The organism is Pseudoalteromonas shioyasakiensis, from assembly GCA_013391845.1.
In the GTDB taxonomy this organism is placed as follows: Bacteria; Pseudomonadota; Gammaproteobacteria; order Enterobacterales; family Alteromonadaceae; genus Pseudoalteromonas; species Pseudoalteromonas apostichopi.
This window is the reverse complement of the sequence record CP058414.1, coordinates 3,267,153-3,288,962: the sequence shown is the minus strand read 5'-3', so window position 1 is coordinate 3,288,962 and position 21,810 is coordinate 3,267,153. Positions and strand designations below refer to the sequence as shown.

General features: G+C 41.4%; 20 protein-coding genes and 1 tRNA gene. 15 read left to right on the top strand and 6 right to left on the bottom strand.

Annotated features, from left to right (window positions below; all coding sequences use genetic code 11):
* Nucleotides 1-51 precede the first annotated feature (51 nt).
* From argS to HYD28_15050, 3 genes are all read left to right on the top strand, one after another.
* The gene (gene argS / locus HYD28_15060) at nucleotides 52-1,794 is read left to right on the top strand and encodes an arginine--tRNA ligase (protein QLE10162.1); all 1,743 of its coding nucleotides are present in this window, start codon (nucleotides 52-54) and stop codon (nucleotides 1,792-1,794) included.
* A 464-nt stretch (nucleotides 1,795-2,258) separates the two neighbouring features.
* Nucleotides 2,259-2,897: a pyridoxamine 5'-phosphate oxidase gene (gene pdxH / locus HYD28_15055; protein QLE10161.1), complete on the top strand. Its 639-nt coding sequence runs from the start codon at nucleotides 2,259-2,261 to the stop codon at nucleotides 2,895-2,897.
* Nucleotides 2,898-3,671, top strand: a complete 774-nt coding sequence (locus tag HYD28_15050) for a TatD family hydrolase (protein ID QLE10160.1) — start codon at nucleotides 2,898-2,900, stop codon at nucleotides 3,669-3,671. It begins immediately after the preceding gene.
* On the opposite strand, the gene HYD28_15045 is transcribed toward HYD28_15050, so the two are convergent.
* Nucleotides 3,638-4,258, bottom strand: a complete 621-nt coding sequence (locus HYD28_15045) for a smp protein (GenBank protein QLE10159.1) — start codon at nucleotides 4,256-4,258, stop codon at nucleotides 3,638-3,640. The two genes, HYD28_15050 and HYD28_15045, sit on opposite strands and share 34 nt — an antisense overlap.
* Before the next feature lie 125 nt (nucleotides 4,259-4,383).
* Here HYD28_15045 and serB point away from each other — a divergent pair, with 125 nt between their 5' ends.
* Entirely contained in the window at nucleotides 4,384-5,403 is a 1,020-nt protein-coding gene (gene serB, locus HYD28_15040; GenBank protein QLE10158.1) for a phosphoserine phosphatase SerB, read from the top strand.
* On the opposite strand, the gene HYD28_15035 is transcribed toward serB, so the two are convergent.
* A complete protein-coding gene (locus tag HYD28_15035) occupies nucleotides 5,386-7,866 on the bottom strand; it encodes a PilZ domain-containing protein (protein ID QLE10157.1) in 2,481 nt (826 codons plus the stop codon). The genes serB and HYD28_15035 overlap by 18 nt on opposite strands.
* 351 nt (nucleotides 7,867-8,217) lie before the next feature.
* Between HYD28_15035 and radA the strand changes: the two genes are divergently transcribed.
* Nucleotides 8,218-9,603 carry a DNA repair protein RadA gene (gene radA, locus HYD28_15030; GenBank protein QLE10156.1) on the top strand — a complete coding sequence of 462 codons (1,386 nt, stop codon included), beginning with the start codon at nucleotides 8,218-8,220 and terminating at the stop codon, nucleotides 9,601-9,603.
* A gap of 50 nt (nucleotides 9,604-9,653) precedes the next feature.
* A complete protein-coding gene (locus HYD28_15025) occupies nucleotides 9,654-10,586 on the top strand; it encodes a hypothetical protein (protein ID QLE10155.1) in 933 nt (310 codons plus the stop codon).
* 25 nt (nucleotides 10,587-10,611) lie between these two features.
* On the opposite strand, the gene HYD28_15020 is transcribed toward HYD28_15025, so the two are convergent.
* Both HYD28_15020 and srmB read right to left on the bottom strand, forming a co-directional pair.
* Nucleotides 10,612-10,950 (bottom strand): BON domain-containing protein, encoded by a 339-nt coding sequence (locus HYD28_15020; protein QLE10154.1) that lies wholly within the window; start codon nucleotides 10,948-10,950, stop codon nucleotides 10,612-10,614.
* A 215-nt stretch (nucleotides 10,951-11,165) separates the two neighbouring features.
* Nucleotides 11,166-12,398: an ATP-dependent RNA helicase SrmB gene (gene srmB / locus HYD28_15015; protein QLE10153.1), complete on the bottom strand. Its 1,233-nt coding sequence runs from the start codon at nucleotides 12,396-12,398 to the stop codon at nucleotides 11,166-11,168.
* A 76-nt stretch (nucleotides 12,399-12,474) separates the two neighbouring features.
* Between srmB and HYD28_15010 the strand changes: the two genes are divergently transcribed.
* Nucleotides 12,475-13,173, top strand: a complete 699-nt coding sequence (locus HYD28_15010; GenBank protein ID QLE10152.1) for a methyltransferase — start codon at nucleotides 12,475-12,477, stop codon at nucleotides 13,171-13,173.
* On the opposite strand, the gene HYD28_15005 is transcribed toward HYD28_15010, so the two are convergent.
* Nucleotides 13,174-13,611, bottom strand: coding sequence for a hypothetical protein (locus HYD28_15005; GenBank protein QLE10151.1), 438 nt, complete (start codon nucleotides 13,609-13,611; stop codon nucleotides 13,174-13,176).
* Between the two features lie 104 nt (nucleotides 13,612-13,715).
* Between HYD28_15005 and HYD28_15000 the strand changes: the two genes are divergently transcribed.
* Nucleotides 13,716-14,144, top strand: coding sequence for a DUF2147 domain-containing protein (locus HYD28_15000; GenBank protein ID QLE10150.1), 429 nt, complete (start codon nucleotides 13,716-13,718; stop codon nucleotides 14,142-14,144).
* A gap of 47 nt (nucleotides 14,145-14,191) precedes the next feature.
* Here the strand turns inward: HYD28_15000 and fldB are convergent, their stop codons facing one another.
* Nucleotides 14,192-14,713, bottom strand: coding sequence for a flavodoxin FldB (fldB, locus tag HYD28_14995; GenBank protein ID QLE10149.1), 522 nt, complete (start codon nucleotides 14,711-14,713; stop codon nucleotides 14,192-14,194).
* Nucleotides 14,714-14,793: 80 nt separating this feature from the next.
* On the opposite strand from fldB, the gene xerD reads away from it, so the two are divergent.
* The 7 genes from xerD (at nucleotide 14,794) to HYD28_14960 (ending at nucleotide 21,778) form a co-directional block, all read left to right on the top strand.
* Nucleotides 14,794-15,729, top strand: a complete 936-nt coding sequence (xerD, locus tag HYD28_14990) for a site-specific tyrosine recombinase XerD (protein ID QLE10148.1) — start codon at nucleotides 14,794-14,796, stop codon at nucleotides 15,727-15,729.
* Nucleotides 15,730-15,788: 59 nt separating this feature from the next.
* Nucleotides 15,789-16,523 (top strand): bifunctional protein-disulfide isomerase/oxidoreductase DsbC, encoded by a 735-nt coding sequence (gene dsbC, locus HYD28_14985; GenBank protein ID QLE10147.1) that lies wholly within the window; start codon nucleotides 15,789-15,791, stop codon nucleotides 16,521-16,523.
* 74 nt (nucleotides 16,524-16,597) lie between these two features.
* A complete protein-coding gene (gene recJ, locus HYD28_14980) occupies nucleotides 16,598-18,319 on the top strand; it encodes a single-stranded-DNA-specific exonuclease RecJ (GenBank protein QLE10146.1) in 1,722 nt (573 codons plus the stop codon).
* A 143-nt stretch (nucleotides 18,320-18,462) separates the two neighbouring features.
* Nucleotides 18,463-19,561 (top strand): peptide chain release factor 2 gene (gene prfB / locus HYD28_14975; GenBank protein ID QLE10145.1). Its coding sequence is split into 2 segments (ribosomal slippage): nucleotides 18,463-18,537 and nucleotides 18,539-19,561, totalling 1,098 coding nucleotides; the frame shifts between segments, so codons are not numbered across the junction.
* Nucleotides 19,562-19,587: 26 nt separating this feature from the next.
* On the top strand, nucleotides 19,588-21,123 hold the full coding sequence (lysS, locus tag HYD28_14970; protein ID QLE10144.1) for a lysine--tRNA ligase: 1,536 nt from the start codon (nucleotides 19,588-19,590) through the stop codon (nucleotides 21,121-21,123).
* 252 nt (nucleotides 21,124-21,375) lie between these two features.
* On the top strand, nucleotides 21,376-21,573 hold the full coding sequence (locus tag HYD28_14965; protein ID QLE10143.1) for a hypothetical protein: 198 nt from the start codon (nucleotides 21,376-21,378) through the stop codon (nucleotides 21,571-21,573).
* A 112-nt stretch (nucleotides 21,574-21,685) separates the two neighbouring features.
* Nucleotides 21,686-21,778 (top strand) — tRNA-Ser (locus HYD28_14960).
* Nucleotides 21,779-21,810 lie beyond the last annotated feature (32 nt).

Genomic DNA, 21,810 nt, shown 5'->3' with positions numbered 1-21,810 from the left:
CTGCTTCAAATTTAAGGGCCCGTACTACGGGCCATAAAGGTAAAAATTACAATGAATATTCGTACTCTTTTAATCGAAAAAGCAATTGCTGCGATGGTTGCAGCAGGGTTACCAGAAGACACAAACCCAGCGGTAACGCAAAGCACACGCCCGCAATTTGGTGATTACCAAATCAATGGCGCGATGGGGGCTGCAAAAAAACTAAAATCGAACCCGCGTGAGCTAGCACAAAAAATTATCGATAACCTAGATCTTGCTGATATCGCAGAAAAAACTGAAATTGCAGGCCCTGGTTTTATCAATATTCACTTAAAGCCTGCGTTTTTATCAGCTAGCTTAAAAGCGGCAAATGAAGATGAAAAGCTGGCTGTTGCACCGCATGCAACGGCGCAAAAAGTGGTTGTTGATTACTCATCACCTAACCTTGCTAAAGAAATGCATGTAGGTCATTTACGTTCGACTATCATTGGTGATGCGGTTGTTCGTGCCCTTGAGTTCCGTGGCGATGAAGTTATCCGTCAAAACCACATGGGTGACTGGGGTACTCAGTTTGGTATGCTAATCGCGCACTTAGAAGATCAAATCAACCAAGGTGTTGATCTAGACAAAGTTGCACTAGCTGATTTAGAGACCTTCTATCGTGATGCGAAAAAACGCTTTGATGATGAAGAAGGTTTTGCTGATAAAGCGCGTGATTACGTTGTTAAATTACAAGGTGGCGACGCACACTGTGAAAAACTATGGAAGCTATTCATTGCGACTTCTGTGAAGCATTCTGAAGAAGTTTATAAGCGTCTAAACGTAACGCTTACATCCGATGACATCATGGCTGAAAGTGCTTATAACAGTGAACTTGCAAACATTATTGCGCTATTAAAAGGCAAAGAAATTGCGGTTGAATCTAATGGTGCACAAGTGGTGTTCTTAGATGAGCTTGCTAATAAAGACGGTGAGCCTTCAGTATTTATCGTACAGAAATCAGGTGGTGGTTTCTTATATGCCACAACTGACCTAGCAGCCTGTGATTACCGTTCAAACAAACTGGGTGCGGATCGTATCCTAATCTTCGTTGATGCGCGTCAAAGCTTGCACTTCAATCAAGTTGAGCTAACAGCACGTAAAGCTGGTTTATTACGTGATGAAACAAGTTATGAATTCTGCCCATTTGGTACCATGATGGGGGCCGACGGTAAGCCATTCAAAACTCGTACTGGCGGTACAGTTAAACTTGCAGACTTGCTAGAAGAGTCAATCACTCGTGCTGCAGCTAAACTTGCTGAGCGTGAGTCAGACTTAAGCGACGAAGAGCGTAGCGAAATAGCCCGTAAAGTCGGTATTGGCGCAGTGAAATATGCGGATCTTTCTAAACACCGCACTAGCGACTATATCTTCAACTGGGATAGTATGCTGAGCTTTGAAGGTGCTACAGCGCCTTATCTTCAATACGCATACACCCGCGTTCGCAGTATCTTCCGTAAATCAGGTATTGATGCTGCGTCATTAACAGCAGACGTTGCAATCAACGAGCCACAAGAAAAAGCACTCGCTCTTAAACTTCTACAATTAGAAGAAGTACTTGATCTAATGATCAGCGAAGCAACACCGCACGTATTATGTGGATACCTATATGAACTAGCAAGCCTATACATGACGTTCTATGAGGCGTGCCCAGTCCTAAAAGAAGGCGTAGAGCCAAATGTACGTGACAGCCGTTTAGTGTTATGTAATTTGGTTGCGAAGACCCTGAAATCAGGATTGGATCTTTTAGGTATCGAAGTCATGGAGCAAATGTAATCTGCTTCGTGTAGTTCGCTTTAGCTGCGTTAATGAGTTTATTTAGCCTAAGTCACATACAAAACACGTATGCTCCTTGGCATAAATAAACTCATTGCCTTGCTAGCACTCCTTCACTTGCAGAAAGTTTAAGAACTCATAGGGATAAGTCGGTTTTCCGCCTTGTCTTAGGCTAAACTACTTAGGTGAACTCTGCTTGGTGTAGTTCGCTTTGAAAGCACTCCTACACTTGCAGAACGTTTAAGAACTCATAGCTTTGTAGGTTGGGTAGAGCGCAGCGAAACCCAACATAAATAGCAGGCCCTAGACTCTAGGCGCTAGGGGAGTAGCTTGTAGAACCTAGAACCTAGAACCTAGAACCTAGAACCTAGCTTCGTAGGTTGGGTAGAGCGTAGCGAAACCCAACAAAATTGATAGCTCAATAACCTTGATTAATCTTTAGCCGATAGCGTAGAGGGAATTTTATGAAACTTGAAGATATTCGCCGTGAATATTTACAGGATGGTTTATCTGAAGACATGCTTGATGCGTCTCCAATTAAGCAGTTTGAAAAATGGCTAGAACAAGCTGTTGCAACTAACTTACCTGATCCTACGGCGATGGTGGTTGCTACGGTTGATGAACATGGCCAACCTTCACAGCGTATCGTGCTGTTAAAGCATCTTGATGAAAATGGCTTTGTGTTTTTTACTAATACTGGCTCGCGCAAGGCGCAAGAACTTAAAGGTAATAACAAAATTTCCTTGCACTTTCCTTGGCATCATATGGAGCGACAAGTCATTGTGTATGGTGAGGCAAAACCATTACCAACAACCGCTGTGGCTAAGTACTTTTTATCGCGTCCAAAAGAAAGCCAATTAGCAGCTTGGGCATCTCAGCAAAGCCGTCCAGTGTCATCACGTAAGGTATTAATGGAAACATTTGCGAAAATGAAGCAAAAGTTTTCTGATGGTGAAATTCCATTGCCTGATTTTTGGGGGGGCTATTGCGTTGAGCCTACTAAAATTGAGTTTTGGCAAGGTGGTGCACACCGCTTACATGACCGGTTTATGTATCAACGCCATGCCGATGGCAGTTGGCTGTTTGGTCGTTTAAATCCGTAAATGCACTTCATCGATTCTCACTGCCATCTTGATTTTAGTGAGTTTGATGAGACTCGTTCAGAGCTCATCAAAGAGTGCAAGCAAGTAGGGATCGAACATTTTATTGTGCCGGGTGTGAGCTTGGTACAATCTACAAAACTATTCTCTTTTGCTAAATCAGAGCCTAGTATCTCAATTGCTTTAGGCTTACATCCTTATTTTTTATCTGATCACCAAACTCATCATCTCGCTGAACTGGAGCAATTAGCGAAAACCCATTCAGGGCAGTTTATTGCCATCGGCGAGTGCGGACTTGATCGCAGTATCGACAACCTCGATAAACAAACATGGCTTTTTGAAGGGCAAATAGAGCTTGCCAATCAACTCGCTCTACCACTGATTGTGCATCACAGACAAAGCCATGATTTAATTGCTCGCTCATTTAAGCGCTGCAAGCCAAAGTTTGGTGGTGTTATCCATGCTTTCTCAGGCTCTGAACAACAAGCTCAAAGTTATATAAAACAAAATTTTAAGCTCGGAGTGGGGGGCGTTATCAGTTATCCGCGTGCTGCTAAAACTCGTAAAGTTATAAGCGCAATTGAACCACAACATTTAGTGTTAGAAACCGACTCGCCGTCAATGCCGCTGGCAGGCTTTCAAGGGCAGGTTAATACGCCACTTAAAGTGCGCAACGTATTCGCTCATTTATGTGAGCTCAAAGGTGTGACAGGTGATGCACAGCAGCAACTCGCTGCTGAACTTTACGATTCTTGCTCTGCGCTTTTTTTGATGTAACGGTTGATTTGCCAGAGTTTTAACCCGCGACCTAGCTGCCAAGTAAAAATACAGGTGATCACTAACATTAATAACACTTGGCGACCTAAATCATGAAAACTACTGTGGCTGGTCGCAATGGAAGCCTGTGTTAAATAGGTAATTGATACAAAACCAATAGGTCTTTCATCATCACTTATCACCGGCTCAACAAATGGGGTTTTAAGCTTGCTGATACCCGGCGTTGAATCGGGTAATAAACCAAAAGTGTGGTGGCTTTGCCAATTATCGCTGGCCGCAATTTGAATACCCTGCTGATCGTAAATCGTTGCCGCTAACACATACTCATCTTCAGCAATATGATTACATAGTTCATTTAACTCTGGTTTGTTTTTCTCTTGCAGTGGGGTCTTTGCATTTAATGCCATAAACTTGGTTAAGCTTATTGCTGTGCTATCAGCACTATCGTAAAGTAATTGGTGACTTTGGAAGCTACTATTCATGGCAACCCAACTTAACAGCACAAAGCAGGCTGTAGCCAAACTCAAGCGCACAAAGCGCTGGCGATAAGTGGCTGAAAAGGGAATTTTAAGTTGGTTATTTTTCATAGTCACCGTATACGTTACTGACAGCTTTTAATTTTGATGGTACAACATGATAACTTTAACAGCCCCTTGAGTGCGAGTACCAAATGCACGACCAAGGACAGACATAAGTCTAATGTGGAGCCACTATGTCACAGCTTAGCTTAGCTGCTACACCTTCAGCAAATTTAGCAGAACAAATCAGTCTAAATTGTTGGTATAAAATTGAAAACAAACACCTTATTACAACAGACTTTACGCCAAAAGCAAACCAAGGTGTGTTTAGTGTTGCCTTTGGTAATGAGCTTAATGCAGAGAAACTGCTTACTATTAGTGATTTTTTAGCGTCACATGGGTTAAGTAATTTATCGCTTTGTTGTTATCAACCAATTACAGATATACCTGTGGCATGGAGCTTTCATAGCGATGCTACAATTTTACTGAGCCCACTCGTATTAGTTGAGTTTGCCAAACAGTTAGGTATTCAACTGGTGCAATTAACGAATCCACCCACGGTGAATGAACCAGGCTTATTGTTGATGGATATGGACTCAACAGCTATTACTATTGAGTGTATCGACGAAATCGCGCGTCTTGCTGATGTGTATGACGAAGTTGCCGCTGTCACCGCGCAAGCAATGGCCGGTCAATTAGACTTTACGCAAAGTTTAAAACAGCGCGTAGCTAAACTGGAAGGTATTGATGTAGACTTAATTGAGGGCCTAAAAGCGCGTTTACCGCTTATGCCGGGCGTGAGTGAATTATGCCAATACCTAAAAGGGCATAACTGGCATTTAGCAATCGCATCGGGTGGCTTTGTGCCTTTTGCAGAGCAAGTGCAGTCACTGCTTGGTTTAGATGAGGTGCATGCCAATACTCTTGAATTCAAAGATAATCGCTTAACGGGTAAAGTCATTGGCACTATTGTTGATGCTGAAGAAAAGGCTCGTGTACTTAAACGAATCGAACAAAAGCTGACTTTAAATAATCGTCAAACAGTTGCCATGGGTGATGGTGCTAACGATTTGAAAATGATGGCTGCGGCAGGGCTTGGCGTTGCTGTGCATGGTAAACCTAAAGTAGTTGAGCAAGCACAAACTGCAATTAATGAAGGTTCATTACTGCAAGTTGCTTACTTACTCTCTCTACCGTTAGATTACTCGCTTTAACCAAGTCGCTTTGCGTTTACTCATTTCCGTGATCAGCTTTTGGTCAATATCAAAATGGGTAAGCGCTTCTTCGGTTATATCAATTAAATCACCTACACCGGCTACTGCCCACAGCGCTTCTTCTAAATCTTTTGCTTTGTGCAATGCGTACTGACTAATATATTTAAGCTCATTCGCTAAGTAATCAATATCAGGTCGACCAGTACGTGAAACATATAAACGAAACACAAATACTAAATCGTTTTTCAGCGCTTTTTTCACAAATAATGTTTGTGGTTTGTAGTCATCTTCACTGATACAGCGACTAGTAATTGCATCGCTAATTTCGGCTTGGCGCGGATCAAAGCGTAAAAATAAAGTAAATGGTAATGGCGGATCTTGGCGACTACGATCTTTTATTAACGGGGTGATCACCTCTGTAATTTGATCCGTCGATAAGAAACCATCGATGCTGGTCGTCTCATTTAATAACGCAAAGTTTTGCAGTAACACATGTAGTGGGCTTGGATATAAACCTTGACCAATTGCGCCAGCTTTAAAGTGAGCTGCTTCTTTATGTAAATAAAACGGAAATTGGCATACACTTTTGGTCACCATGTTTCTGAGTGCGGTCGATAACCCCGGAATCTTAGGCGTTTCTTCGCAGACACGTAATTTGTCTTTGTTGTTATCGATTAAAACAGTGAAAAACTTAATTGCCATATGTGGTAGGTCACCAATCCGATGGACTTTTAAGTTTACTGTTGTCAGTGATTTACTCACAGCCATCACTTCATAGGCAAGATTCGTCAAATCATGCTTTTTGGTAATTTTTTGCAAATCAGGCAAGTTTAACTTAATGATATCGCCTTTTTTGAACTCAACTGGTTGGTCGCATTCAATTTGCAATCCCATCACTGATAAGTCTCGGGTATGCCCTGTAATAGTTTGCTCATGGTGTTCAATGCTGACAGCTGTTTTGTATAAGTAGCGTTTATGAGCTCTAAGGTTTACATATTCGAGCGCCACAGGCTCTAAATGAGGGGGCGTTTTGTGCTTACTGTGACCGAAAAGCTTGAGCTGGTTTACTGCATCTTTACTGTAATCAAGTTGTTGATATGTTCGTTGTTCAAACTTTGTACCAACCGAAGTTAAAATTAGTAGATATTTAACATCTTTGATCAACCCCTGCACTCGTGGTGTAGGTGGTTTATTTAGTTTTTCGATATTTTTGCCAGCACTGCTTGGCAGTGACAATGGAATGTAAGAGTCTTCCGGATGGCTTGGCATCAACTGTAGCTTAAAGCACTGCCAGCTGTCTTTTTGGCTGCCAAACCCGAGGAATAAATCTCTTAGGTGTGGTTGGCTTTCAAGCTCAGTTTTTGTAGCGGAATAATAATAAATTTTGCCCGCAGCCGTATGCGTGAAAGTATAAAGGTATTCTTCTTTTACTGCATCAGGTGAGCTAAGTAAGTGACCCAAACGCTGCTGATTAATAATACTGTATAAACATGACAACTTACGTTCATCACAAAAATAGCGCTGAATAAAAATATTATTCTCAGTGGTTAATGCAAGGCTAGGGTAAAGTTTGTCGCCTTGTAAGCTTAAAAAAGCATAAAACGAGGTAACGCGTGGAATATAGTATTGCTCGTAGCCTTTAGAGACAACAGCATCTAGCGTATTGTCTAAATTAACTTTATAGCGGCGTTTGTTGCCGTGGATAAAGCTTTCTAAAAACTCATCAAATTTTTCATTATTCTCAATAAAGGTGCGTTTTAAGCGTACATGATTGTATTCACGAGAGACCTTTTCTACCGCAACCACTTCGTATTGAATACCGTTTTTTAGGCCCAGTTCGAAGTCTTGCTCTAGGCCAACCAGACGTAAACCAATTAATTGACCTTTTTTAACTGAGTAACGAGGCCCCAGCTTAATTTTGGCACCGCTTAAAGAAATATCTGAGGTTGATGCAGCAACTTTGCGGTCTTTATCAAGCTCAACGGTGATTTTAATTGAATAGTTCATCCGCTCTTCGCGGCGACTCTCGTAAGATGCAAATTTAATGACCTTGGCTGGCTGCTCTGCAGCTGTACTATCGTCGGTTAAAGCTTGTTCTGCAGCCTTTTTTTGCATTACTCGGTGATTATTTTCAGTGTTCATCACCGCTTCGTAAACGGCAAGCGTGTAACCACCGTGGCGTTTTATGGCATCTTCAAACACTTCAATGGCGGTATCGTCCATAAAGTGTTGCTTGCCGTCATATTCGTAAGGTTTCACTTGGCCGGTTACTTGACCACGTAAATCAATAAAGCGAGCTACAGGCTGAGATAAGCGCGACATTTCCATTTTGATCAGAAACTGCTCTGGCTTTGTTAAGCTAGCTGTCTTTGATTTAAACAGTTTATCGAACTGGGGAGTGCCTAAATGTGCCTTTAGTTCATCAACTAGGCTTTCATATTTAAGCAGAATGTCTTCAGCCATTTATAAAACCATCACCGTCTATCTAAAAAAGTAGGTATACTAGCGGGCTATTTAAAGCCAAAACAGTGTGACTACTTCTTTATTTTATTAGTTATTGTTATATGTATTCGCCAATTAAATGGCAAGCACTGTAAAGTTTTATTTGTAAGCAAAAACTGTGCCCTTAACTATTTCTTAATTAAGTGCTTAGCTAAATTAAGTACTTTTTAGGGGCAGGTTACAGCATGTTATCATTTGTGACTATAAATTGGCTCTAATTAAATCGCCTGAGTCGTATGTTTTACTTTAGCTATTATATGCTTGAAAATACAGAAATAGTCACAAATCAGCTACCAAAATAGGTAAGGCCGAATGGCAAAATCAGCAAAAATCGAATTTGTCTGCACTGAGTGCGGCATGAACTATCAACGCTGGCAAGGACAGTGTAAGTGTGGAGCGTGGAATACGCTCGCAGAGTTTAAACCCTCAGCAGGGCAATCAAAACAAGCAGCAAGCCGCGCCGCTGTGGCAGGTTATGCCGGTGTCGTAAGCGGTGGTTCAAAGAAAATAAATGAAGTAGCCACAGCTGAGGCTGAAAAACGTCTCACTGAAATTGGTGAGCTAGATAGAGTATTAAGTGGTGGCGTAACCACAGGTTCAGTCAATATTATTTCTGGTGACCCAGGTGCAGGTAAAACCACCTTGTTGTCAGACTTGGTTGCACGTATGTCAAAGCTCATGCCGTCTTTGTACTGTACAGCCGAAGAGTCTTTATCGCAGTTTAAAAACCGTGTGAATCGCCTACGTTTAGATTACAACGAAGAAGAGTTGTATTTGCTTTCTGAAACCAGCGTTGAAGCTATTATTGAAGAGCTTGATAAAAATAAAATTAAGTTTGCGGTGATAGACTCAATTCAGGCTGTAGTAACAGAAACGGCAAATGGTAGTCCAGGTTCACCTTCACAGGTAAAAAGTGCAGCCCAAGCATTAACGCAATACTGTAAGCAAAATGATGTAACTATGTTCATCATTGCCCATGTAAACAAAAATAATGAAATTGCCGGGCCGCAAACGTTAGTACATATCGTCGATGCTTTATTACATATCGATACTAACGATGGGCAAATCAGAACGCTACGAGCTAATAAAAACCGTTTTGGTGATATCGACACTGTGGGTATTTTCAGAATGTGTGAGCGCGGAATGCTGAGTGTTGATAACCCGAGTGAAATCTTTTTATCTGGTTCTAGTACCGAGTCTCCGGGATCTGCTATTACTTGTATTCGTAAAGGTAACCGTAATTTACTTCTCGAAATCCAGTGCTTAACTACAGAAACAGAAGCTGAGTTTCCGCAGCGGGTGTGTGTTGGTTTAAACATGAACCGTATCAAGATGCTTACGGGAATTTTACGCAAACATACAAAAACAAAAATCTTTCATGACACCTTTTTTAACATTGTTGGTGGTTTAAAAATCGATGAATCAGAAACCTGTATCGATTTAGCATTAGTAACAGCGTTATTAAGCAGTTTGAACGAGTTTGTTGTGCCTCGCACAACTTGTATTATGGGCGAGCTAAGTCTTAATGGCGATGTTAGACCAATAGACAGCGGAGTACCCAGAGTTAAAGAAGCTGCCCAACACGGCTTTACTGAAATTTTTATTCCGCATCGCAATTACCATAAATCAATGGAAGGACTTGGAGCTAAGATCACGCCAGTGAAAACAGTGCATGAATTACTGTCGTTAATAAACTAAATACAATTTGATACACTGATAAAAAATTTACACCAATTAAAGGAAATATAATGAAGAAGTTAATTATTGCAGCGGTTGTTGCTGCGGCTGTCGGTGGCGTAGCTTACGCAAATTACGCAGCTACACAGGAAGTGAAAAAGGTGGTTGATAAGCAAATCAGTGCATTATCAACACAAAGCGGTGTAGATATTAAATACAGCGATATCTCAGCCAGTATTTTTGATAGTAGTATGCAGTTAACAGAAATCACTGTTTCGAACAGCCTGAGTAATGAGCAAGTTGCGACAATTGATAGTATTGATGTGTCGGGTTACGAAGTTGATGCTGTACCGCCGCACACAGGTTTTGTGATGAAAAACTTTCGTTTTAGCGATGAGTTTTTGGCACAGCTTCCTGAAAATTCAAATAACAAGCTAGCATCAACAAGTTATAACGTTGACTCATCTCTTGATTACAATAAAGATTCAGGCGATAGTGATTTTGCACTTAAAGTCACTGCGAATGAGGTGGCTGATGTTAATTTTAATCTAGGCTTGGCTAAAACCACAGCACTGATGGAAGCATCTTTGGCTGTTAGCCAGATGCAAAATGAAGCAGCTGACGGTCAATTAACATTAGAGCAGCAGTTACAACAGCAATCGAAAATGATGGCAGCATTAACTCAGTTAGAACCGCGTAGCATAAATATGTCGATTGCTGACGAAGGTGAGCTTAAAGCAGTATTTGAAAGCTTTTTAACTGCACAAGGAATGACTCATGAGCAATTTAAGCAAGTCGTTACCATGCAGTTACAACAAGTGCCTGTGAGTGAAGAACTTGCAACAGCGATTAGCAATTTTGTGAGTGGTTTATCGTCTTTTTCTGTGTCTGCTAAATTACCTGAAGGTAAAACCATGATGGAGATTAATCAGCAAATTCAAATGCTGATGGGTCAACCAGAAGAGCTTGCTAAATTTATTAACTTACAAGCAAGCGGCGAATAATCTCACACCACTTGTAAACTTAGCCTTAAAGTGATGAGTGATTAAGCTTGCTCACTTTAAGGTTGTTTTTTATCTGCATCACACCTTGGCTGTGCTCTAAAAACTTTTGTGCCAAAGCTCGCTGAAACCCTGTTTCTGTAATGCCTTTTAGTTCAACAGTATCACCATCAACAATTACTTGTAGGTTTTCAATTTGAAAATTTGGATTGCTCGTTAATTTTTGCAATGCCATTTGCTGTAGACGTGGTTGTGCCGATGTGCTGGTTGTTAGTACGCTGGTATTGGCGCTTACAGTAGTTGCGCAAGCAAGTAAAAACAAACAACTTAATAAAGTAAGTGCTATGGTTAATTTGAAGCGGCTCATACAATTCCCTCGTTAATCTAGTCTGCTGTGAACTATTGCTGAACCTGTTACAATTATTATTCCAAAATTTAACTAATTGATTTTTATGCTTTTATTTTTGTGTTGAGTATGTGAGGGTAAGAAAGTGTGAACTAATTACACACTTAATAAGTAAAAAAGGTAGGGCATAAAAATGCCGAGACAAACTCGGCATTTTTATAACAGTGTCAGTAAAACTATTTTTTCTTCTTAGTTTTAGACTTGGCTTTTTTCTTTGCCTTCATTTTTTCTGGATCTTTCTTCTTTTTGGATGGGAGCTTAGCTTCTTTATGCTGTGGCTCGAGCCCTTTGATAACTCGGCGTTTGAGTTTTTGTTCGATATAACGTTCAACTTTACCAACAATTGCTACGTCATGGGCTTCAACAAATGAAATCGCGATGCCTTTTTTGCCAGCGCGAGCGGTACGACCAATACGGTGAACATATACATCTGCGGTGCGTGGCATATCAAAGTTGATAACGTGACTGATATCAGCAACATCAATACCACGTGCGGCAACATCCGTTGCAACTAATATATTATTTCGCCCAGAGTGGAAGTTCTCCATTGTCTTCATTCGTTTGTCTTGCGGCATTTCACCGCGTAACCAAGCAACACGAATGCCTTCGTTGTTTAATTCACCAATCAGTGTTTCTAGGCGCTCACGAGTTTTAACAAACACAATAGCTTTCTGAATGTCATCACCATTTAACGTTTCAACTAGCATTTTCAGCTTGTGGTTGTAGTCATCTGCAAGGTGAACCCACTGGTGAATTTTGCCTTTCTCTTTTCGTGATGATTCAGCTTCAAGTAGTGCAGGATCATTTAAGATACGCTCTGCAAATAACTCAACGCTGTCACCTTCAAGGGTAGCTGAAAATAAGAAACATTGGCGGCGGTTTCGCGCCTCATCACAAATGCGAAGCATTTCTTTACGAAAGCCCATGTCTAACATGCGGTCTGCTTCATCAAGGATCAGCACTTCAACGTTTTCGGCATGAAAGTTCTCTGTCTCGAGATACTCCATTAAGCGTCCCGGCGTCGCAATTAGAATGTCGTTATTGCTTTCGAAAATTTCTTTGTGGGTCCCGTAGTTTATACCTCCAGTCACAACGCCAATTTTAAGATGAGTTTGTGCTGCAAGTAATTCACATTGCTCATGAATTTGATACGCAAGCTCACGGGTTGGTGTCATGATCAAGACACGTGCAAAACCAGGTTCACGACGCGGGAAATCGAGCAAGTATTGAATTGCAGGGATCAAAAACGCGGCTGTTTTACCCGTACCAGTAGGGGCAGATGCCAAAATATCACGACCTTGAAGTGCTTCAGGGATCGCTTGTTGTTGAATACTGGTTGGCGTATCAAAACCCATTTTATTAATGGCATTTAACAGCTTGTTATCAATATCAAATTCAGAAAATTGCATAGAGTGACATAAATAGAGGACAATTAAGCCTAATTATACGCGTTAACGCGGCTGTGGTGAATGAAAAGGTGAAAAAATGTCAGGCTTTGTGTTTAAACAATTTACAGTAACGCAAACACGCACTGCGATGAAAGTCTCAACCGACGGTATTTTATTAGGTGCGTGGGCTAATCTGAAAAGGGCTGAACGCATCTTAGATATAGGCACTGGCACAGGACTACTGGCTTTGATGGCAAAGCAAAGATCACCTGAAGCAAATATCAGTGCCATCGAAATTGATTCTGGTGCTTGCAGTGATGCTCGAGAAAATTTCGCCAATAGCCCTTGGCCTGATATTAGTCTTTTTCAAGGTGCGGTGCAGTCGTTCAGTGCAGTAAAGCCTTTTGATGCAATCATTAGCAACCCGCCGTATTTTAATGCGAGCTTAAAAGGTGATAACGATGCTCGCAATACTGCTCGCCACACAGATGGTCTTAGCTTTAGTGATTTAATTGCGGCTTGTACTCGGCTTAGCCACGGCAAAACTGTATTGAATGTAATTTTGCCTTGCGTCGAAGCGCAACAATTTATTGCTGTGGCAGAGCAAGCAGACTGGTACTTAACACGTCATTGCTTGGTACGCACTACCGAGGAAAAGCAACCAAGTCGTAGCCTTTTGTTATTCAGCCAAAGCAAGTGTGAATGTGAAACAACGTCGTTAACGATACACGCAGCTGATGGTAGCTACAGCCAAGATTACAAAGAGCTATGTAAAGCTTATTACCTAAAAATGTAATTATACCTGTGGTTTTTGCATGGAAGGTGGCTGTAATTGCATAACCTCATCAAGTTGAATTTGCTGAACATACTCAAGCTTTAATAAGGCATCTAACACCGACTTACTGTGTGATTTTTCTATTTCAGCGCTGCAAAAATCAATAATATTAAAGCGGCGTTTGATCAACAGGCCTTTAATTTCAGGTAAAGGTTTTGTGGTTTCGATAAGAACGCGGGTAGTTGGGCAGGGATCGGCATAGCCTGAGCGCATTAACTTATTTAAATTGAATAAGTTATCGTCAAGCCGACCCAGTTCAAGAGCGGCTTTAGCGCTTTCAGGGATAAACAATGGCTCAGCAAAGCGATTTATTATTATATCTCCTGCTGCGTTAATTTTGGTAACCTGATTACTGTCATAACTGACAATATCACCGGTAAGTAATGTAAATTGACTCATTGTGTTCCCTCGCAATGTGTTGTCTATTTCTGAAAATAGCAAAATGGTGTGTTTTACTAAGTCCTGATATAGTGCCAAAGTCTTAAGTTTTATACGAGTTTTTTATGATCCGTTTATCAATTGTTTTATTTGCCTTATTATTTTCTAAGCTGTGCTTTGCTGCTTTGACACCCGTGGGTCTTTGGAAAACCATTGACGAAGAAACCAATGAAGCGAAATCTTTAGTGCGTATTAGTGAGCAAGATGGCGTGCTGATTGGCAGTGTAGAAAAAATACTTAACCCAGCCAAGCAAGATGCAATATGCGAAAAGTGTAAAGGTGATAAGAAAAATCAGCCTATTCTTGGGTTACAAATTATTGAAGGTGCTAAAGATGCTGGGGATGGTAGCTGGCAAGATGGTGAAATTCTGGACCCAAACAATGGTAAAACTTATACCCTAAAATTGACTCCAAAAGAACAGGGTAAGGTACTTGAAGTGCGCGGCTATATTGCTTTTTTCTACCGTAATCAATATTGGCAACGTGTTGAATAAAAATTAAAAAGCCAAGCAATGCTTGGCTTTTTATAAATAACAGGATGTTACAAGCTTTCGCTGTATTCAGTCATTACTTGCTCAACCCAGGTTGCAATGCGGTCATCGCTCAGCTCGTATTGGCTGTCTTCATCAAGGGCTAAGCCTACAAACTGTTTACCATCTTCTGTGAGCGCTTTTGAGGCTTCGAATTCATAACTTGTATCGTTAGGCCATTTACCGAGCAAGGTAATACTCTGATCACAAATCTCATCGTGTAACATGCCAAGTGCATCTTGGAACCATTGACCATAACCTTGTTGATCACCCATTCCAAACAGAGCCACGGTTTTGCCGTTTAAGTTAACATCTTTAATGTCGTCCCAGATTGATTCCCAATCTTCTTGCAGCTCACCAAAGTCCCAAGTTGAGATGCCGAAGATAACGAAATCAAATTGCTCTGCATTTTTTAATGGCTCATCTTTGATATTGTGAAGGCTCACTATGTCGTGGCCAATAATATCGCGAATTTTCTCTGCCGCTATTTCTGTGTAGCAGGTTGTAGAACCATAAAATAAACCAATCTGCATCGTATTTATCACTGTGTATTTGCCTGATATGATAGGCCTAAGTTTACCGTAAGGTATAATCAATTGATACCTTGATAAGGATGAGAGTACGCGTGGCTGATAATAATTCACAAGCACAAAAAGGTGTAATGACAGCAAATAACGCCGAACATTTAGAGTTATTTTTAGATACTCTGTATCTTGAGCAAGGCGTCAGCGAAAATACATTGGCGGCCTATCGCAGTGACCTTGAAAAGTTTTGCCAATTTATAAAAGATAAAGACCTTCTTGCCGTTAGCTCAGATGATATCGAAGCGTATTTAGCTTACCGCGTCGATCTAGGACTGAAGTCGCGCAGCACCGCACGTAGCATTAGTGCACTGAAACGTTTCTATCAGTATTTTGTGCGCGAAAAAGTGATTGCAGATTCACCCATGGTAAACATTGCTCAACCAAAAGCTGGGCAATCATTACCGAAAACCCTATCCGAAGCCGAAGTAGAAGCATTGCTTGCAGCCCCAGACATAGAAGACCCTATGGGACTTCGCGATAAAGCCATGCTTGAGCTTTTATATGCTACAGGGCTTCGTGTTACTGAGCTGGTGGGGCTCAGAATGGAGCAAATTAATTTGCGCCAAGCTGTGGTTTTTGTAAAAGGTAAGGGTAATAAGGAGCGCTTAGTTCCCTTGGGTGAAGAAGCAATGTATTGGCTTGAGCAATTCTTAAAAGTGGGCCGTTCGCAAATGATAAAGCATGCCACTGACTTTGTGTTCCCATCTAAGCGTGGGATTGGTATGACGCGACAAACTTTTTGGCATCGCATCAAACACTATGCTATTTTGGCATCAGTTGAATCGCCGTTATCACCGCATACGCTCAGACACGCGTTTGCAACGCATTTGCTTAATCATGGGGCGGACCTTAGAGTCGTGCAAATGATGTTAGGTCACAGTGACTTATCAACAACACAAATTTATACCCATGTAGCGAATGAAAGATTGAAGTCGGTACACGAGCAACATCATCCACGAGCTTAGTGCAAGATTTTTAAAGATGTACCGGTCTATATAAAAAATGATCAGGATATAGGATATTTATGAAAAAGTTAGTTTTAGCCACAGCACTACTAGGCACAAGCTTAAATGTGTTTGCCAATGGCGTATCAACAACAGACGCTGCTGATGCCCCAATTATTGCTAAGTTTGCCGAATTAGGCGTAACCGTTAAGCAAATCAATCCAAGCCCAGTGGCAGGCCTTAAAGAACTAATTACTGACAAAGGCGTGCTGTATGCAAGCCCTGACGGTCAATTTCTTATGCAAGGAACACTGATTGACCTTAATAACCGAGTTAACCTAACAGAGCATGCACTGAGCGATGTACGTAAAGAAGGTATAGCTGAATACGAAGATTCGATGATCGTTTACAAAGCGAAAAACGAAAAGCATTCAATCACGGTGTTTACTGACATTAGCTGTGGTTATTGCCGTAAGTTACACCGTGAACTTGATGATTTCTTAGAAGCGGGTATCACAGTTAAATACCTTGCTTTCCCACGTGGTGGTTTACGTGGTAAAGGGTATCAAGATTTAATGAATGTATGGTGTGCTAAAGATCCAGCTGAAGCGTTAACAGAAGCAAAAGCGGGTGCAGAAGTAGCAGCGGTGCCTGGTTGTAACGCACCAATTGCAGAGCATTACCAACTTGGTCAAAGTTTTGGTATGTCGGGGACACCAGCAATTATTTTAGAAGATGGCACGATGATCCCAGGTTATCAATCAGCTGTGCAAATCAGCCAAGCACTTGATGCTTTACCAAAAACATCTTCATAACTGTTTTTTAAACGAAAAGGCCTATTTGTTGTAGGCCTTTTTACTTGCCTTTCTTAAGAAGTACCGTTTCCGACATGGAAAAAATAATTCAAGCTCGTCCACGTGTTGATGATTCACACTTACCGCACCATTTACACCCTGTTATCAAGCAGATTTACGCGACTAGACAGGTGCAAAATGCTACTGAACTCGATAATAGCGCTGCGACATTACATGACTTTAAGCTGTTTAAAGACATCGACAAAGCTGTTGCGTTATTGCAAGAAGCAATTGCCGCACAAAGCCGCGTTTTAATTGTAGGAGACTTTGATGCTGACGGTGCAACCAGCACTGCAACTTTGATGCAAGGTCTTGCTATGTTTGGCTTAAAGAATCTTGATTATTTAGTACCAGACAGATTCAGCCTTGGTTATGGCCTAAGCCCTGCACTTGCAGAGCAAATCGTTTCCATGCAGCCTGAGCTTGTGATCACCGTTGATAACGGTATTTCATGTATTGATGGTATTGCTATAGTAAAGAAAGCTGGTATTAAAGTGCTGGTGACTGATCATCACTTGCAAGGTGAATCCCTGCCAGATGCTGATGCCATTGTGAATCCGAATCGTCATGACTGTCAGTTTCCATCGAAGTCGATAGCAGGCGTTGGGGTTGCTTTTTATTTGCTTATTGCTTTACGAAGCCACTTACGTGAGCAAGGGTATTTTCAGCATCAGCCAATGCCAAATTTGGCTGAGTTACTTGATATTGTAGCCCTTGGTACCGTTGCCGATGTGGTCGCTCTTGATGCCAATAACCGTACCTTAGTTCATCAAGGTTTAGCACGCATTCGCAGTGGTAAAACACGGCCCGGAATTAGTGCACTTATTGAAGTGGCAAATCGCAATGCAGGGCGTTTAAGTGCCAGTGACTTTGGTTTTTCATTAGCGCCACGCTTAAATGCAGCAGGGCGTTTAGATGATATGAGTTTAGGTATAGCCTGTTTGTTATCTAGCGATATAAATCAAGCACGCCGTATTGCCAGTGAGCTCGACAGCCTTAATCACGAGCGCCGTGAAATAGAGCAGGGCATGCAAACTGAAGCACAAGCCGTGCTTGACCGTTTAGCATTCAAAACCGAGTCCGTGCCTGATGCCATTTGTCTATACCAAGCTGATTGGCATCAAGGTGTGATTGGTATTTTGGCTGGTCGTTTAAAAGAAAAGTATCACCGTCCTACGATTATTTTTGCAGCTGGCGATAACGGCGAAATAAAAGGTTCTTGTCGTTCTATTGAAGGGCTGCATATGCGTGATTTGCTAGAGCGAGTAAATACTCTCTATCCGCATTTGATCAGTAAATTTGGTGGTCATGCTATGGCGGCGGGGCTGAGTATCAATGAACACTGTTTTAATGAGTTTAAAACCGTGTTTGAGCAAATGGTGGCAGATACTCTTACTGAAGAGCATAAGCAAAGCATCTTACTTACCGATGGTGAGCTGCCAAATGATTGCTTTTCGATGGAGTTTGCCAATCAACTAAAAAATGCAGGTCCTTGGGGGCAGCAATTTCCTGAGCCAGTGTTCGAACATGTATTCGAAGTAATACAGCAGCGAATTGTTGGCGAAAAACACCTAAAACTAGTTTTAAAACATCAGTCTGGGCGGTTAGTTGATGGGATTGCATTTGGCGTGGATGTGCGTGCATGGCCAGATACCGAAGTGCGTTATGTAAAAGCAGCTTACCAACTCGATATAAATGAATTCCGTGGTAAATTTACCTTACAGTTGATTATTCGAGAGCTACAAAAAGCGACATAAAAATATCGTTATAATCGACATAAAAGGCTAATAAAACGCTCGGTTTTTTGTTAAAATCGGGCGTTTTTAATATTTGTAGATAATTTACCGTAATTATCGTCGATATCGGTGCACGGTAAATCAGCCATTTTGGAGTAATGTACATGTTTGAAGTGAATCCTGTGATTAATCAAATCAAGGAAATTCGCGAACGTACTGAACTGCTTCGGGGGTACCTTTGACTACCCTCTTAAGAAAGAGCGGTTAGAAGAAGTTAACGCAGAACTTGAAGATTCAGCCGTGTGGAATGAGCCAGAACGAGCTCAAGCCCTTGGCCGTGAAAAGTCGGCACTCGAAGCTATCGTAGAGACCATTGATAATCTAGTGGCAGGTACCGAAGATGTTGAAGGTTTAGTAGAGCTTGCAGTTGAAGCTGAAGATGAAGAAACCTTTGCTGAAGCAGAAGCTGAATTGGGCGATTTAAACGCACAACTTGAAAAGCTAGAGTTCCGTCGAATGTTCTCAGGCGATCATGACCAAAACGATGCTTACCTTGATTTGCAATCAGGTTCTGGCGGTACTGAAGCTCAAGACTGGTGTAACATGCTGTTGCGTATGTACTTACGCTGGGGTGAAGCAAAAGGCTTTAAAGTTGAGCTAGTTGAAGCAACTGATGGTGATGTGGCTGGTATTAAGGGTGCAACAGTGCGCTTTGTTGGCGAATATGCATACGGTTGGCTGCGAACAGAAACAGGTGTTCACCGTCTAGTACGTAAGAGCCCATTTGACTCGAGTGGTCGTCGCCATACTTCGTTTGCATCAGCATTCGTATATCCAGAAATCGACGATAATATCGAAATTGATATTAATCCGGCTGACTTACGTATTGACGTTTACCGCGCATCAGGTGCCGGTGGTCAGCACGTAAATACGACAGAATCTGCGGTTCGTATTACTCACATACCAACCAATACTGTTGTACAGTGCCAAAATGAGCGTTCACAGCATAAGAATAAAGACCAAGCAATGAAACAGCTAAAAGCGAAGTTGTTTGAACTTGAAATTCAAAAGCAGAATGCAGAGAAGCAAAGTCAAGAAGATGCTAAATCTGATATTGGCTGGGGTAGTCAAATTCGTTCATACGTACTTGATGACTCTCGCATTAAAGACTTACGTACAGGCGTTGAAAACCGTAATACACAAGCGGTTCTTGACGGCGACTTAGATAAATTTATTGAAGCCAGCCTTAAATCTGGCCTATAACCACCAAGCTAAAAAAGAGCTAAAAAATGACTGATCAAATCCAAGACGAAAATAAGTTAATCGCTGAGCGTCGTGGCAAATTAGACGCAATCCGCGAAAATTGCCCAGCCAACGGTCATCCAAACCAATTCCGTCGTGAACATTACACGGCTGATTTGCAAGCTGAGTTTGGTGATAAATCGAAAGAAGAATTAGTTGCTGAACAACACGTTGTATCAGTTGCTGGTCGTATCCTTGCTAAACGTGGTCCTTTCCTAGCATTACAAGATATGAAAGGCCAAATTCAAGCGTATGCGTCAAAAGATGTACAAAAAGAATTAAAAGCTAAATACGGTCAACTAGATATTGGTGACATCATCGGTGTTAAAGGCGCACTAAATAAGTCTGGTAAAGGTGACCTATACGTAGAAATGACTGAGTACGAGTTACTGACTAAGTCATTACGTCCGTTACCTGAAAAGTTCCACGGTTTATCTGACCAAGAAACAAAGTACCGTCAACGTTATGTTGATTTAATTACTAATGATGCGACACGTGAAACGTTCCGTATTCGTTCAAAAGTTGTTGAAGGTATTCGTCGTTTCTTAGCTGAGCGTGATTTCATGGAAGTTGAAACGCCGATGCTACAAGTTATCCCAGGTGGTGCGTCTGCACGTCCATTCGTAACACACCATAATGCACTTGATATCGATATGTATTTACGAATCGCACCTGAGCTTTACCTAAAACGTTTAGTCGTTGGTGGTTTTGAGCGTGTATTCGAAATCAACCGTAACTTCCGTAACGAAGGTTTATCTACACGTCATAACCCAGAATTCACGATGATCGAATTCTACCAGGCTTACGCTGATTACATTGACCTGATGAACATTACTGAAGACATGTTACGTACTGTTGCTACAGACGTACTTGGTTCACCAATTGTTGTAAACACAACTAAAGATGAAAACGGTGAAGTGGTTGATTCGGTAGAGTACGATTTTGGTCAGCCTTTTGCTCGTCTAACTATGAGCGAAGCTATTCTTAAGTACAACCCTGACTTCGATGCAGCGGTATTTAATGACCCAGAAAATCATTTTGAAGAACTTAAAGCATATGCGAAGCAAGTACACGTTAAGATCCCTGAAAACTGTGTATGGGGCCCTGGTAAGTTCTTATGTGAAATCTTCGAAGAGACTGCTGAGCATAAGTTAATTCAACCTACTTTCATTACCGCTTACCCGTGGGAAGTGTCACCACTTGCACGTCGTAACGATGAAAACCCATTTGTGACTGACCGTTTCGAATTCTTCGTTGGTGGCCGCGAGTTAGCGAATGGTTTCTCTGAGCTTAATGATGCACAAGACCAAGCTGAGCGCTTTACGCGTCAAGTTGAAGAGAAAGATGCGGGTGATGATGAAGCAATGCACTTCGATGAAGACTACATCCGCGCATTAGAGTATGGTTTACCTCCAACAGCGGGTGAGGGTATTGGTATCGACCGTCTGGTGATGTTATTTACAGACTCACCAACGATTAAAGACGTGATCCTATTCCCACACATGCGTCCTCAAGCTGACTAATCAGCTAAAAGTCTTTAAAAACGCCGCTTTTTAGCGGCGTTTTTTTATCAGAAATTTCTGATTTTTATTACTCACAAATTTACTACTAAATTGTAATTAGCTGATCTAAAAAGAAATACCGAATTAGCCTTCAAATAAAGTTACTAGATTGTAAATTTTTTATACAAACCTAAAGTTGGATAGTGTTTTTTTTAGCCAAGATATGACATCATTGCGCCATATTCGTTCAACGCATAAATGGACTTAATTCTAATGACAAAAAAGCCTTCGCAGTTGCCAACAGATACAAATAAAAACGAGCATCAACGTGAAGATTTTTATCGTGCTTGTATAGCTGAATTTCAACAATTAGGTTACCAAGATCAATACCTCGCTGAATTAACCGATGAGCTGATCCCATTGACGGGTCTTGAGCCGTTGAGTGATAAAGAAAAAGTGGCGAAAGGATAAACAAAAATAAGTTGTTTTAGCTCGTTATGGACAATCTATAACCATCTATACGATTTTCCTTGAAAAGTGTTTGACATATTTCCTGAAATCTTTATTATACGCCCCACAAGACGGAGAGGTGGCCGAGTGGCCGAAGGCGCTCCCCTGCTAAGGGAGTATAGGGTTTGTAGCTCTATCGAGGGTTCGAATCCCTCCTTCTCCACCATTTTTTAAATGGTTTTCTTGTAAAGTAAAGAA